Source organism: Mesorhizobium sp. M1006 (assembly GCF_040318825.1).
Classification (GTDB): domain Bacteria; phylum Pseudomonadota; class Alphaproteobacteria; order Rhizobiales; family Rhizobiaceae; genus Mesorhizobium.
Window position 1 is genome coordinate 83,841 of the sequence record NZ_JAMYMZ010000001.1, and the last position, 13,564, is coordinate 97,404.

The following is a 13,564-nucleotide window of genomic DNA, read 5'->3' on the forward strand; positions in this document are numbered from 1 at the left end:
GAACATGGCCGGTTTGCCGACCACGGCACGCGTGGTGATCATCGGAGGCGGTGCCGTCGGCGCCTCCTCGCTCTATCATCTCGCCAAAGCGGGCTGGACCGACTGCGTGCTTCTGGAGAAGAACGAGCTGACTTCCGGCTCGACCTGGCATGCCGCCGGCAACGTGCCGACTTTCTCCTCGTCATGGTCGCTGATGAACCTGCAGCGATATTCGACCGAACTCTATCGCCGGCTGGCCGACGAGGTCGGCTATCCCATGAACTACCACGTCACCGGTTCCCTGCGTCTTGCCCATACGATCGAGCGCATGCAGGAATTCCAGCGCGCCAAGGGCATGGGCCGCTACCAGGGCATGGATATCGACGTGGTCGGGCTCGACGAGATCAAGCGCCGTTACCCCTTCATCGAGACGCATGAGCTGAAAGGCGCGCTCTACGATCCGAATGATGGCGATATCGACCCCGCGCAACTGACCCAAGCAATGGCCAAGGGCGCGCGCGACATGGGCGCGAAGATCATCCGCTTCTGTCCGGTCACCGGCGTGAGCCGAGACAATCACGAGTGGGTGGTCGAGACGGCGCAAGGCGAGATCCGCTGCGAGATCGTCGTCAACGCCGCCGGCTACCGCGCCGCCGAGGTCGGCAGGATGTTCGGCCGCGAGGTGCCAATGATGGTGATGAGCCATCAATATATCCTGTTCGAGGAAATCCCCGAACTGGCGGCGTGGTCGAAGGAACAGGGCAAGAAGCTGCCGCTGCTGCGCGACGTCGATACGTCCTATTATCTGCGCCAGGAAAAGAACGGCATGAACCTCGGCCCCTATGAGCGCAATTGCCGCGCCCACTGGGTCGGCCACAACGACCCGATGCCCGACGACTTTTCGTTCCAGCTGTTTCCCGACGATCTCGACCGGCTGGAACATTACCTGGCCGATGCTGTCGCCCGCGTGCCGATCCTCGGCACCGCCGGCCTGTCCAAGGTCATCAACGGGCCGATCCCCTATGCGCCGGACGGCAACCCTCTGATCGGGCCGATGCCCGGCGTGCCCAACGCCTTCGAGGCCTGCGTCTTTACCTTCGGCATCGCCCAGGGCGGCGGCGCCGGCAAGGTGCTGGCCGAATGGGTGACCGAGGGCCAGACCGAATGGGACATGTGGTCGTGCGATCCGCGCCGTTTCACCGCCTTTGCCTCGGCCCCGGATTATTGCGTCGCCAAGGGCATGGAGATCTACGGCAACGAATATGCCATCCAGTTCCCGCGCCATGCCTGGCCGGCCAGGCGCGACCGCAAGCTGTCGCCGCTCCACGACCGCATCAAGGCACTCGGCGCTCGGTTCGACGCTTATAATGGCTGGGAACGCGCCACCTGGTATGCCAAGCCAGGCGACGACATCTCCGAAGAATCCACGCTGACCTTCCGCCGCGACGGGCCGTGGCAGCATCGTGTGCGCGAGGAATGCATCGCCGTCCGCGATGCCGCCGGCATTCTGGACCTGCCGGGGTTTTCCCGTTTCAATCTCGATGGTCCGGGTGCCGCCGAATGGCTGAGCCTCCAGGTGACAGGCCTGGTGCCGAAACCCGGCCGCATCGGCCTCGTCTATTTTGCCGACGACAAGGGCCGCATCGTCACCGAAATGTCGGTGGTCCGCCACGACGAGAACCTGATGACGCTGATCACCGCCGCGGTGGCTCAGTGGCATGATTTCGAATGGCTGAAATCGCGCATCCCGAAGGACGCCACTTTCAAGCTGGTCGACCGGACGGAGGAATACTCCACCCAGATCCTCGCCGGCCCCAACTCGCGAAAAATCCTCGCCGAACTCTGCGCGGCCGACCTCACCCTGCCCTGGCTGACGCATCAGGAAACCAGTATCGCCGGACGTTGGGCAAAGCTGGTGCGCGTGTCCTTCGCGGGTGAGCTCGGCTGGGAAGTCCACAGCAAGGTCGACGATACCGCAGCCATCTTCGACGCCCTCTGGGCAGCTGGCCAGAAGCACGGCCTGAAACCGTTCGGCATGTACGCGCTGGATTCGCTGCGGCTCGAAAAAGGTTACCGCACCTGGAAGGGTGACCTGTCGACCGACTATTCGATCCTGCAGGGCGGGCTGGAGCGCTTCGTCAGATGGGACAAGCCCGACTTCCGAGGCAAGGCGGCGCTGCAGAACGAGAAGCAGCAGGGCGTAAAGAAACGCTTCGTCACGCTGGTCGTCGAAAACCCCGGCGACTGCGATGCGCCCACCATGTCGACGCTGTGGCATGACGGCCGGATCGTCGGCGAGACGACATCCGGCGGCTGGGGTCATCGCATCGACAGGTCGATCGCGCTCGGCATGCTGCGCGCCGACCTCACCGAGCCGGGAACCGCGGTCGAGATCGAGATCTTCGGCGAACGTTTTCGGGCGGTCGTGCAGAGGGATGAGCCGTTATGGGATCCAAAGAACGAGAGGCTCAGAGCATGAAGACTGTTATCCTCACCGATGGCGGCATGGGCCAGGAGCTGGTCCGCCGTAGCAGTTCCGAGCCGACGCCGCTGTGGTCGGCCAGGGTGCTGATCGACGAACCGGATCTGGTGCGCGACCTGCATGCGGAATTCATCCGCGCCGGCGCCCGCGTCATCACCATCAACACCTATTCAGCCACGCCGGAACGGCTGGCACGCGAAGGCGCGCAAGAGCTGTTCAAGCCCCTGCAGAAGCGCGGCATCGAACTGGCAAGGCAAGCCCGCGACCAGGCTGGCGACGCGGCGATCGCCGGCTGCCTGTCGCCGCTGTTCGGCAGCTATGCGCCGGCGCTGACGATATCCTTCCAGGATACGCTCGACATCTATCGCCGTATCGTTGCCGAGCAGGCGGGCGGCGTCGATCTGTTTCTGTGCGAAACCATGGCGTCGGCCGAAGAGGCGCGCGCCGCCGTCACCGCGGCGTCGGAAAGCGGCAAGCCCGTATGGGTGTCGTGGACGCTTGCCGACCACGGCACGCCGCGCCTGCGCAGCGGCGAAGCCATTGCGGCGGCGGCGGGCGCTCTTGCCGGCCTGCCCGTCGCGGCCCGGCTGATCAATTGCTGCCGGCCCGAAGCGATCGCTGCAGCGCTGCCCGAACTGATCGCTCTCGGCGGTCCGGTCGGCGCTTATGCCAACGGCTTCACCTCGATTGAGGCGCTCAAGCATGGCGGTACGGTGGAAGTGCTGCACGCCCGCCACGACCTCGATCCGGATGCCTATGCCGGCCAGGCGGTCGATTGGGTCGAGGCCGGCGCCGGCATTGTCGGCGGCTGCTGCGAAGTCGGACCGGCCCACATCGCCGCGCTGCGCGACCGGCTCGAACAGGCCGGTTATGAAATTTCGGGAGCAGCATAATGCCCAAGCCATCTTCGCGCATTTCCGGCATCGTGCCTTCGGGCAAGGATGGCTGGGAGGTTCATTCCGCTGCCTGGGCGCGCAAGCAGGCCGGCGAGGACATCATCATGCTGTCGGTCGGCGACCATGATTTCGACACGCCGAGCGAGACGATCGAAGCCTGCGTGACGGCGGTTCGCGCCAGCAATCACCACTACACGCCGCTTGCCGGCGTTCCACGCCTGCGCAAGGCGATGGCGGCGGCCTCGACGCGGTGCACCGGGGTTGCGACCAGCCCCAACCAGGTCATCGCCACTCCGGGCGGGCAGGCCGCGCTTTACGCGGCCATTCAAGCGGTTCTCGACCAGGGCGACCATGCCATCGTCGTCGCGCCCTATTACGCCACCTATCCCAACACCTTCAGTGCGGCGGGCGCCGAGTTCAGCGTCGTCGAGACCCCCGCCGAGGATGGCTTTCAGCCGCGCGCCGCCGACATCCGCGCCGCCCTCCGGCCGAACACCCGCGCCATCCTGATCAACACGCCGAACAATCCCACGGGCGCCGTCTATTCGCGCGAGCGCCTGGAAGAGCTGGCGCAGATCTGCCGCGAACATGACCTCTGGCTGCTGTCGGACGAGGTCTACTGGACGCTGGGCGGCGGCGAGCACGTCTCACCACGCTCGCTGCCCGGCATGGCGGAACGCACGCTGGTCATCAATTCGATGTCCAAGAGCCACGGCATGACCGGCTGGCGCATGGGCTGGCTGACCGGGCCGGAATCGATGGTCTCGCTGTTGACCGACCTCAATCTGGTGATGACCTACGGCCTGCCGGCCTTCATCAGCCTCGCCTGCGCCGAGGCGCTCGAAAATGGCTACGGCGTCAAGGAAATCGCCGAGCGCTACGCCGCGAGGCGCACCGTCGTCCTCGATGCCATGCGCGGCATGAACAACATCACCGTGCGCGGCTCCGAAGGCGGCATGTACGTCATGCTCGACATATCGGCGATCGAGCCGGACGACGAAAAATTCGCCTGGGCCTTCCTCGACCAGGAAAATGTCGGCGTCATGCCCGGCTCGAGCTTCGGCGAGGCCGCCGCCGGCCACATCCGCTTCAGCCTCTGCCAGCCTGAGCCGGTACTGATGGAGGCTGCCACGCGCCTGCGCCGCTTTGCCTCCAGCTATGGTCGCGAGGCCGCATGAACGCCTCGCCCACCAAAACCATTCCGACCAAGGTCATTCCTCCCAAAGCGAGGGCGGTCATCATCGGTGGCGGCGTCTCCGGCTGCTCGGTCGCCTATCATCTGGCCAAGCTCGGCTGGACCGATATCGTGCTGCTCGAGCGCAAGCAGCTGACGTCGGGCACGACATGGCACGCCGCCGGCCTGATCGGCCAGCTGCGCGGCTCGCAGAACATGACGCGGCTGGCGAAATACTCGGCCGACCTCTACGTCAAGCTGGAGGCCGAGACCGATGTCGGCACCGGCATGCGCCAGGTCGGCTCGATCACGGTGGCGCTGACCGAGGAGCGCAAGCACGAGATCTATCGGCAGGCATCTCTCGCCCGCGCCTTCGATATCGATGTTCGCGAGATTTCGCCCAACGAAGTCAAGCAGATGTACCCGCATCTCAATGTTTCCGATGTGGTCGGCGCCGTGCATCTGCCGCTCGACGGCCAGTGCGACCCGGCCAATATCGCCATGGCGTTGGCCAAGGGCGCGCGCCAGCGCGGGGCGACGATCGTCGAGAACGTCAAGGTGACCAAGGTGCATACCAGGGCCGGCCGCGTCACCGGCGTTTCCTGGGTGCAGGGCGACGAGCAAGGCCTGATCGAGGCCGATATCGTCGTCAACTGCGCCGGCATGTGGGCACGCGAACTTGGCGCCCGGAACGGCGTCACCATCCCGTTGCACGCCTGCGAACATTTCTATCTCGTCACGGAACCGATCCCCGGCCTTTCCCGCTTGCCGGTGCTGCGCGTGCCGGACGAGTGCGCCTACTACAAGGAAGATGTCGGCAAGATGATGCTCGGCGCGTTCGAGCCGGTGGCCAAGCCCTGGGGCATGAACGGCATAAGCGAGGATTTCTGCTTCGACCAGTTGCCGCAGGACATGGACCATTTCGAGCCGATCCTGGAAATGGGCGTCAACCGCATGCCGATGCTGGCCACCGCCGGCATCCACACCTTCTTCAACGGCCCCGAGAGTTTTACCCCCGACGACCGCTATTATCTCGGCGAGGCGCCGGAGCTTTCCGGCTACTGGATGGCGACCGGCTACAATTCGATCGGCATCGTCTCCTCCGGCGGCGCCGGCATGGCGCTGGCGCAATGGATCAATGACGGCGAGGCGCCCTTCGACCTCTGGGAGGTCGACATCCGCCGCGCCCAGCCGTTCCAGAAGAACCGCCGCTATCTCAAGGAGCGCGTCTCCGAAACGCTCGGCCTGCTCTATGCCGATCATTTTCCGTACCGGCAGATGGCAACCTCGCGAAACGTCCGCCGCTCGCCGCTGCACGAACATCTGAAGGCGCGCGGCGCGGTGTTCGGCGAGGTCGCCGGCTGGGAGCGCGCCAACTGGTTTGCGCGGGAGGGCCAGGAGCGCGAATACCGCTATTCCTGGAAACGGCAGAACTGGTTCGACAACCAGCGCGAGGAGCATCTGGCGGTCCGAAACGGCGTCGGCCTGTTCGACATGACCTCGTTCGGCAAGATCCGCGTCGAGGGCCGCGACGCCTGCGCCTTCCTGCAAAGGCTCTGCGCCAACGACATGGACGTGACGCCGGGCAAGATCGTCTACACCCAGATGCTCAACCAGCGCGGCGGCATCGAGAGCGACCTCACCGTCTCGCGATTGTCCGAAACAGCCTTCTTGCTCGTCGTGCCCGGCGCCACGCTGCAGCGCGACCTGGCCTGGCTGCGAAAACACCTTGCCGACGAGTTCGTCGTCATCACCGATGTGACCGCTGCCGAAGCCGTGCTTTGCCTGATGGGCCCGGATTCGAGGAAGCTGATCCAAAAGGTCAGCCCCAACGATTTCTCCAACGGGAACAATCCGTTCGGCACGTTTCAGGAGATCGAAATCGGCATGGGCCTGGCCCGCGCCCACCGCGTCACCTATGTCGGCGAGCTCGGCTGGGAGCTTTATGTCTCGACCGACCAGGCCGCCCACGTCTTCGAGGCGATACAAGAAGCCGGCGCCGACGTCGGCCTGAAGCTATGCGGCCTGCACACACTGGATTCCTGCCGCATCGAAAAGGCGTTCAGGCATTTCGGCCACGACATCACCGACGAGGACAATGTGCTGGAGGCCGGGCTGGGTTTCGCGGTGAAGACCGCCAAGGGAGACTTCCTCGGCCGCGATGCGGTGCTGAAGAAGAAAGAAACCGGCTTGTCACGCCGGCTGGTGCAGTTCCGCCTGAACGACACCGAGCCGCTGCTCTTCCACAATGAGGCGATCCTGCGCGACGGCAAGATCGTCGGTCCGATCACCTCGGGCAATTACGGCCATCATCTCGGCGGCGCGATCGGGCTTGGTTACGTGCCGTGCCAGGGCGAGAGCGAGGCGGATGTCCTGTCGTCGTCCTACGAGATCGAGATCGCCGGCGAGCGCTTTGCCGCCGAGGCCTCGCTCAAGCCGATGTACGATCCGAAGGCGGAACGGGTGCGGATGTAGCGCACCTCAGAACGCGTCGATCCTGGCCGCGACTTTCGCCACGAACCTCGTCCGACTGCCCTCTGTCGACAGGTTCATCGAGTAATGCGCAAGGTAGGAAACCGACCCGCCGGGCTTGATCGTCGCACGCAGCACCCGCTTGACCAGCTTGCGCGGCGGGTCACCCATCAGCATGGCTCGGAACCGGCTGCCGCCATAGGTCGTGACCGCGACCACCTTGCGGATGTTGTGCAATGACGGCTGCACCTTGCCGTCGACCAGCTTGAACGACACGCCGGGCAGGAAGACGCGATCGAAAAAGCCTTTCAGAATGGCCGGATAGCCGAAGTTCCACACCGGAAACGACAGCACCAGCGCCTCGGCCCGCAGAAGGCGCTCGACATAGGCTGACGCCGGATCGCCGTCGCTGCGTTCGTCGTGATAGGACATCCGTTCGGCGTGCGTCAGCCTGGGATCGAAACCCTCGGCATAGAGATCACAGTCGTCGACCACATGGCCGGCCGCTTTCAGCCGCTCGACGATCGTCCGGTGCAGATCGGCGTTGAAGCTGGTCTCCACCGGATGAGCGTAGAGGACGAGGACGTTCACAGGAGAACATCTCGCAAGTCGGCACCAAGCACCCCCCTCTGCCCTGCCGGCCATCTCCCCCTCAAGTGGGGAGATCGGCTGTCAGTATCGCTTTCGCCAGTTGACGACGTTGGAAGATGGTCGAGACGATGGAACTGCCAAATTCCCCCCTTGAGGGGGAGATGCCAAGTGGTGGCAAAGAGGGCAGGCCAGAGGGGGGTACAGCGCCACACGCCCGTCATCGTCTCAACCCGCCTTCTCCAGCCCCTTGAACAGGAACGACTTGCCCGAGCGATAGTCGTAATCCGGGTTTTCCCAGGCGATCATCTTGCCCGGATTGAGCAGCCCTTGCGGGTCGGTTTCGCGCTTGAAGGCGAGCTGCACCTCGTCGGTGCGCTTCATGCCGCCTTCTTCCAGCGTGTAGCGGTGCGGGTTGAAGATCCAGCAGCCATTGTCCTCGTGGATGCGGATGATCTCGTCGAGCCGCTCCGCCGTGGTGAAGCGCACCAGCGGCAGCCCTGCGATGCCGATGGCGCCGTCGAAGCGGATGAATTCGAGATGCGCCGGCACCTCGTCGCCGAAGCGGTCGACCATCGCCTTGACGTGGCCGAGGTGGTCCGGCGACGGGTAGCGGGTCTGCAGGTAGGTGATCGTCGGATCGACCCGGATGGCACGCAGCGTCGTGTGGTTCCAGGTCAGCTCATAGGCCGGCGGCAGCCCTTTGAGATCGGCCTCCTTGTCGGCGCGGAAGACGATCTCGCCCTTGCTGCGCGCCGTGAAGGCGAGGAAGGCATCCATCGCATGCGGTGCGATCATCAGGACGACGATGCTTTGGCCGCGCCGGAAAAACCGCTGGTGGCGCTTGAAGTAATCGTAGGGGATCGGTGCTGCGATCGGCGTGATCAGTTTTGCCAGTATGCCGTCCTGGATGGCGAGGTCGTTGCCGAAGCCGGCCGCATCCATGAAATCGTCGAAGCCGACGATGACGTCGATCCAGTCATAGCTGGCGGTCAGCGGCATCTCGACTTCGGTGATGATGCCGTTGGTGCCGTAGGCGTGCATGACCTTCAGAACGTCCTCGCCGGTGAGCTCCATGACACGCGGCTCAGCCTCCATCGTCACGGTCCTCAGCCGGATGACGTTGCCGAGGTCGCGCAGTCCGCCCCAGCGGATCGAGCCGATGCCGCCGGAGCCGCCGGCGACGAAGCCGCCGATCGATGCGGTATTGTAGGTCGACGGCGACATGCGGAGCTCCTGGCCGGAATGCGCCCGCGTCGCTCTGTCGATGTCGGCGAGCACGGCGCCGGGGCCGGTGACGACACGGCCCGGCGCGATCATCTTGACCGCGTTCATCTCGGCGAGATTGAGCACGACGCCGCCGGACAGCGGCATCGCCTGCCCGTAATTGCCGGTGCCGCTGCCGCGCGGCGTCACCGGGACGCCGTGCCGGTGGCAGGCGGCGAGAATGCGGACGACCTCGTCTTCGGTTTTCGGCGTCACGATCAGGTCGCCGGTGACGTGCTCGAGCTGCTGCTTCAGCACCGGGCTGTACCAGTAGAAATCGCGGCTCTTCTGCTGGACGATCGCCGGATGGTCGTCGATCTTCAAACCGTCCAGGTCGCGCTTGAGCGCCGCAATATCCATCATTCCACCATCAGATCATCGAGTTCGGCATAATCGGGCAGCTGGCGCTCGATCGCCCGGCCGTCGCGCACGACGATGCGATCCGATTCGGGCCGTGACAGCAATTCCGTCCAGCTCCGCCCCTTGAAGACGACGAAATCGGCCGGCGCTCCGGCGGCAAGCGTGCCAACACCATCGAGCCGCATCACCTTGGCCGGCGTCGAAGTCACCGCTTGCGGCCAGTCGGCGACGGGATGGTCTAGATGCAGGATGCGCGTCGCCATGCGATAGACCTCCAGCATGTCGAGATCGCCATAGGCATAGAACGGGTCGCGCGTGTTGTCGGAAGCGACCGCGACGGCAATGCCGCGCGCCTTCATCTCGTGCAGCAGCGTCACCCCGCGCCAGCGCGGCGTTGTCCTGTCGCCTCGCCGGTCCTGCAGATAGAGATTGCACATCGGCAGCGACACCACCGCCAGGCCGGCCTTGGCGACCTTGTCCAGGGTGTCGAGCACGTCGAGGTCGGGCTGGCGCGCCAGCGAGCAGCAATGGCCGACCAGGATGTTCCCGTCAAAACCGTTCCAAAGGGCTGCTTCGGCGATTTTCTTCAGCGAGATCGCCGCGATATCGTCGGTCTCGTCGGCGTGGAAATCGAGGTCGAGGCCGTGCTTGATCGCCTGCGCGAACACCTGGTCGAGCAATTCTTCGAGATCCGGCACCATGTAGGTAACGACGCCGAGCACGCCCTTGGCGGCAGCCACCCGTTTGGCCAGCCTCTCGAACCATTTCCTGTCGCGCACGCCCTCGATGCCGAGCAGGCAGGCCGCCTGCAGCTCGATGCGGCCGCGCCATTTCTCCCGCATCGTCTCGAACACCGGCCAGGAGATCTCTTCCTGCGGCGCGACGCTGTCGAGATGCGTGCGCAGCGCCCTGGTGCCGTGCGCGTAGGCGCAGCGCAGCGAAAAATCCATGCGGCGGGCAACGTCGTCGGCGCTCCAGCGCGCCGCCCGGTCAGCGCCGGTCGCATTCAGCGCGCCCATGAAGGTGCCGTCCGGGTTGGGCTTTCGGGGCCAGATATGGCCCTTGTCGATATGGGTGTGGCAGTCGACAAAGCACGGCAGCACGATGCGGCCGCCGAGATCGATGGCGTCCGCCGGTGCTGCCGATCGCCGATGCGCCGCAATGCTGGAAATCCTGCCGTCGGCGACCGCGATATCTGCGAGTGCAAAACCGTCGGCGTCGGAAGGAGCGGCAAGACCGGGCGTCAGGGAGGCGTGAAGCCGGACCTTGGAGAGGACGAATTGGCCGGATTTGGGGATCATCGCAGAGGTCATCGCTGCCCCTCATCCGGCTGCCGCCACCTTCTCCCCGTATAGAGACGGGGAGAAGGGGCTGACCGCGACCGCGGCGCACTTTCAGCAACGCTGGTGATGGGCGAGATCGTCGAGGAAGGCGTCCTTCTCCCCGTCACTATACGGGGAGAAGTGCCCGGCAGGGCGATGAGGGGCAGCGCTGACGCCGGGATGGGCGACAGGCAGCTTTTGCCTACAAAACACGGCACCATCACCGCTCCTGCCTCAGCGCGCTCTCGTGCCAGCGCCGCAAAATGAGATGCGAAATCAGCGACAGCACCAGGAAGATCAGGATGCCGGTGAGCGAGATCAGGATCAGCGCCGCGAACAGTCTTGGTGCGTTGAGCCGGTAGCCGGCCTCGATGATGCGCGAGGCTAGGCCGGACGACTGGCCGGTGGCGCCGGCGACGAACTCTGCCACCACCGCGCCGATCAGCGACAGGCCGCCGGCGATCTTCAGCCCGCCGAGGAAATAAGGCATCGCCGCCGGCAGCCGCAGATAGCGCAATTGCTGCCAGCGGGTCGCACCGTTGAGCTTGAACATGTCGCGCAGATTGCGGTCGACGGAATTGAGGCCGAGCGTGGTGTTGGAGAGGATCGGGAAGAAGGCGACGATCCAGGCGCAAAGCAAAAGCTTCGTCGTCTGGTTGTCGACATAGATATTGATCAGCGGAAAGATCGCGACGATCGGCGTCACCTGCAGCACGATGGCGAACGGAAAGAACGACATCTCCACCCATTTCGACTGAGCGAACAGCACTGCCAGCCCGACACCGCCGACCACGGCGAGAAGCAGGCTCAAGAAGGTTATCCTGAGTGTCACCAGCAGCGAGGAGAACAGCAGCCCGGCATCGTCGTGCAGCGTTTGCAGCACCACGCCGGGACGCGGCAGTATGTATTTCGGGATGTCGTTCCAGACACAGATGCGGTCCCACAGCCAGATGGCCAGGATCATGATCGCCAGCGGCAGCAGCCATCTGCCGATGCGCTCGAAGCGCTCCTGGCGGACGCGGCGCGCCTCCTCCGGGTCGAGCGCCAGGACTGGTTCTTCAAAGGCCGTCATGATGCGGTCCGGCAGTTGAGTTGATGGCGCCGATCAGCACGTCGGATGCCTGGCGGCAGAGCGCGGCATAGTCGGGCGAGGTGCGAAACGCCTCGTCGCGCGGATAGGATGCATCGACGGCAAGCTCGGCAAACACCCGGCCCGGCCGCGCCGCCATGACGACGATGCGGTTGGAGAGGAATACGCTTTCGAAGACGCTGTGGGTGACGAAAACGACGGTAAAACGCTCATCCTGCCATAGCTCGAGAAGGTCGTTGTTGAGCTTGAAGCGGGTGATCTCGTCGAGTGCGGCGAACGGCTCGTCCATCAACAGAATGCGCGGCTTGGTCACCATGGCGCGGGCGATCGAGACGCGCATCTTCATGCCGCCCGACAGTTCGCGCGGCACGGCCTTCTCGAAGCCGGTCAGGTGAACCCGCGCCAGCATCTCCATCACCGCCGGCGCCGCCTTGGCACGCGACACGCCCTTCAGCCGCAGCGGCAGCCAGACATTGTCGAAGACGTCGGCCCAGGGCAGCAGCGTCGGTTCCTGGAAGACGAAGCCGATATTTGAACGGTCGCCGATATTCGAACGCTCGAGGGCACCGCTGCCGCGCCAGTCGAGCACGCCCGAGGTCGGCGTCGACAGGCCGGCAATCAGCCGCAGCGCCGTCGACTTGCCGCAGCCCGACGGCCCGAGCAGGCTGAGGAAATCGCCTTCCCGGATCGTCAGCTCGACATTGCTGAGCGCGGTGACGCCGTTGGAAAACACCTTGCCGACACCGCGCAGCGCCAACAGCGTCGGCCCTGGTATGCTTCCTGGCTGTTGCGCCACTTTCTCCAGCTTCACGGCCTACTTCTTCAGGTCGAGCCCGACGCTCTTGTTGACGAAGGCCAGCGTGTAGGCCTTCTTGATGTCGATGCCCGCCGGCGTGACCTTGGCCTTGATCATCTTGTCGTAGAAACTCTGGATGCGCGCATCGGTCATGGCGCCGATGCCGAGCTTTTCGCTGTCGCCGGAATCGACCACGCCGAACTTCTTCAGCTGCTCGATCGAGAAGGCGATCTGCTCATCCGTCATGTCCGGATTTTCCTTTTTGATCATCTCGTTGGCGGCCTTGTTGTCACCGTAGAGATAATTGTACCAGCCCTTGGCCGAGCCATCGACGAAGCACTGGACCACCTCGGGACGCTTGTCGATCGTCTCCTGCATGGTCTCGACCGTCGTTGCATATGTGTCCCAGCCATAGTCGGCCAGCAGGAACTGGTTCGGCGTGAAACCGCCCTGCTTCTGGACGGCGAATGGCTCCGAGGTGACGTAACCCTGCTGGATCGACTTCTTGTTGGCGATGAACGGCGCCGGGTTGAAGGTGTAGGGCACGCGCTTGGCGGCATCGAAGCCGAGGTCGGTGACCATCCACTGGAAGAAGGTCTGCGCACCTTCGTCGCCAAGGATGTACTGGTCGGCGTTCTTCAGGTCTTCCCATTTATCCAGCCCCTGCCCGGGATGGGACATGATGACCTGCGGGTCCTTCTGGAAGTCGGCCGCCACGACGCGCATCGGTATGCCTTGCTGCACGGCATCGAAGGCCGACAGCAGATTGCCGCCCATGTAAAAATCGATCTTGCCGGCCAGCAGCAGCGGCCGGCCGCTGACCTGTGGGCCGCCCTGCATGATCGTCACGTCGATGCCGCAGGCGGCATAGGTGCCGTCCACCACAGCCTGGTAGTAACCCCCGTGCTCCGGCTCGGCCAGCCAGTTGGTGCCGAAGGTGACTTTTTCGTTCGCTGCCGCGGCAAGCGTGCCTGCGCCAAGCAGCACGATCACGCCCGCCGAAATCTTGAGTTTTCCGTACATCCACACCACCCTTTGTTCGCTCCGGCGCGTCACGCGTCGGGCTCGACACCATTGTTTCAAGAAGCAAGACACATGCCACCGGCGCGTTGCGCCGGGACCGCCCGCTTGTGCAATGC

The 13,564-nt window shown here is 64.5% G+C and carries 10 protein-coding genes; 4 read left to right on the top strand and 6 right to left on the bottom strand.

Going from position 1 to position 13,564, the window contains the following annotated elements; translation table 11 throughout:
* Positions 1–4 precede the first annotated feature (4 nt).
* The 4 genes from NKH60_RS00405 to NKH60_RS00420 are packed head-to-tail and all read left to right on the top strand — an operon-like array spanning position 5 to position 7,006.
* Complete coding sequence (locus NKH60_RS00405; RefSeq protein WP_352870834.1) at positions 5–2,458, top strand: GcvT family protein; 2,454 nt, start codon at positions 5–7, stop codon at positions 2,456–2,458.
* Complete coding sequence (locus tag NKH60_RS00410) at positions 2,455–3,354, top strand: homocysteine S-methyltransferase family protein (protein WP_352470270.1); 900 nt, start codon at positions 2,455–2,457, stop codon at positions 3,352–3,354. The genes NKH60_RS00405 and NKH60_RS00410 overlap by 4 nt, the downstream gene beginning before the upstream one ends.
* Complete coding sequence (locus NKH60_RS00415) at positions 3,354–4,535, top strand: pyridoxal phosphate-dependent aminotransferase (RefSeq protein ID WP_352831078.1); 1,182 nt, start codon at positions 3,354–3,356, stop codon at positions 4,533–4,535. Before NKH60_RS00410 ends, NKH60_RS00415 begins: the two co-directional genes overlap by 1 nt.
* On the top strand, positions 4,532–7,006 hold the full coding sequence (locus tag NKH60_RS00420; RefSeq protein WP_352870836.1) for a GcvT family protein: 2,475 nt from the start codon (positions 4,532–4,534) through the stop codon (positions 7,004–7,006). Before NKH60_RS00415 ends, NKH60_RS00420 begins: the two co-directional genes overlap by 4 nt.
* Before the next feature lie 6 nt (positions 7,007–7,012).
* On the opposite strand, the gene NKH60_RS00425 is transcribed toward NKH60_RS00420, so the two are convergent.
* The 6 genes from NKH60_RS00425 to NKH60_RS00450 all read right to left on the bottom strand — a co-directional run bounded on the left by NKH60_RS00425 (position 7,013) and on the right by NKH60_RS00450 (position 13,448).
* Positions 7,013–7,594 carry an NAD(P)H-dependent oxidoreductase gene (locus tag NKH60_RS00425; protein WP_352831082.1) on the bottom strand — a complete coding sequence of 194 codons (582 nt, stop codon included), beginning with the start codon at positions 7,592–7,594 and terminating at the stop codon, positions 7,013–7,015.
* A gap of 225 nt (positions 7,595–7,819) precedes the next feature.
* Positions 7,820–9,220 (bottom strand): FAD-binding oxidoreductase, encoded by a 1,401-nt coding sequence (locus NKH60_RS00430; protein ID WP_502907722.1) that lies wholly within the window; start codon positions 9,218–9,220, stop codon positions 7,820–7,822.
* Complete coding sequence (locus NKH60_RS00435) at positions 9,217–10,518, bottom strand: cytosine deaminase (protein ID WP_352831284.1); 1,302 nt, start codon at positions 10,516–10,518, stop codon at positions 9,217–9,219. Before NKH60_RS00435 ends, NKH60_RS00430 begins: the two co-directional genes overlap by 4 nt.
* A gap of 241 nt (positions 10,519–10,759) precedes the next feature.
* Positions 10,760–11,611, bottom strand: coding sequence for an ABC transporter permease (locus NKH60_RS00440; RefSeq protein WP_352681639.1), 852 nt, complete (start codon positions 11,609–11,611; stop codon positions 10,760–10,762).
* Entirely contained in the window at positions 11,598–12,440 is an 843-nt protein-coding gene (locus tag NKH60_RS00445) for an ABC transporter ATP-binding protein (protein ID WP_352850038.1), read from the bottom strand. Before NKH60_RS00445 ends, NKH60_RS00440 begins: the two co-directional genes overlap by 14 nt.
* A gap of 3 nt (positions 12,441–12,443) precedes the next feature.
* A complete protein-coding gene (locus NKH60_RS00450; RefSeq protein WP_352470264.1) occupies positions 12,444–13,448 on the bottom strand; it encodes an ABC transporter substrate-binding protein in 1,005 nt (334 codons plus the stop codon).
* Positions 13,449–13,564: the final 116 nt, after the last annotated feature.

What these genes read in the sequence shown, in the direction of transcription:
- NKH60_RS00430 (WP_502907722.1), bottom strand. Translation starts at nt 9,220, where the DNA reads ATGATGGATATTGCGGCGCTCAAGCGCGACCTGGACGGTTTGAAGATC.
- NKH60_RS00420 (WP_352870836.1), top strand. Translation starts at nt 4,532, where the DNA reads ATGAACGCCTCGCCCACCAAAACCATTCCGACCAAGGTCATTCCTCCC.
- NKH60_RS00435 (WP_352831284.1), bottom strand. Translation starts at nt 10,518, where the DNA reads ATGATCCCCAAATCCGGCCAATTCGTCCTCTCCAAGGTCCGGCTTCAC.
- NKH60_RS00440 (WP_352681639.1), bottom strand. Translation starts at nt 11,611, where the DNA reads ATGACGGCCTTTGAAGAACCAGTCCTGGCGCTCGACCCGGAGGAGGCG.
- NKH60_RS00410 (WP_352470270.1), top strand. Translation starts at nt 2,455, where the DNA reads ATGAAGACTGTTATCCTCACCGATGGCGGCATGGGCCAGGAGCTGGTC.
- NKH60_RS00450 (WP_352470264.1), bottom strand. Translation starts at nt 13,448, where the DNA reads ATGTACGGAAAACTCAAGATTTCGGCGGGCGTGATCGTGCTGCTTGGC.
- NKH60_RS00415 (WP_352831078.1), top strand. Translation starts at nt 3,354, where the DNA reads ATGCCCAAGCCATCTTCGCGCATTTCCGGCATCGTGCCTTCGGGCAAG.
- NKH60_RS00405 (WP_352870834.1), top strand. Translation starts at nt 5, where the DNA reads ATGGCCGGTTTGCCGACCACGGCACGCGTGGTGATCATCGGAGGCGGT.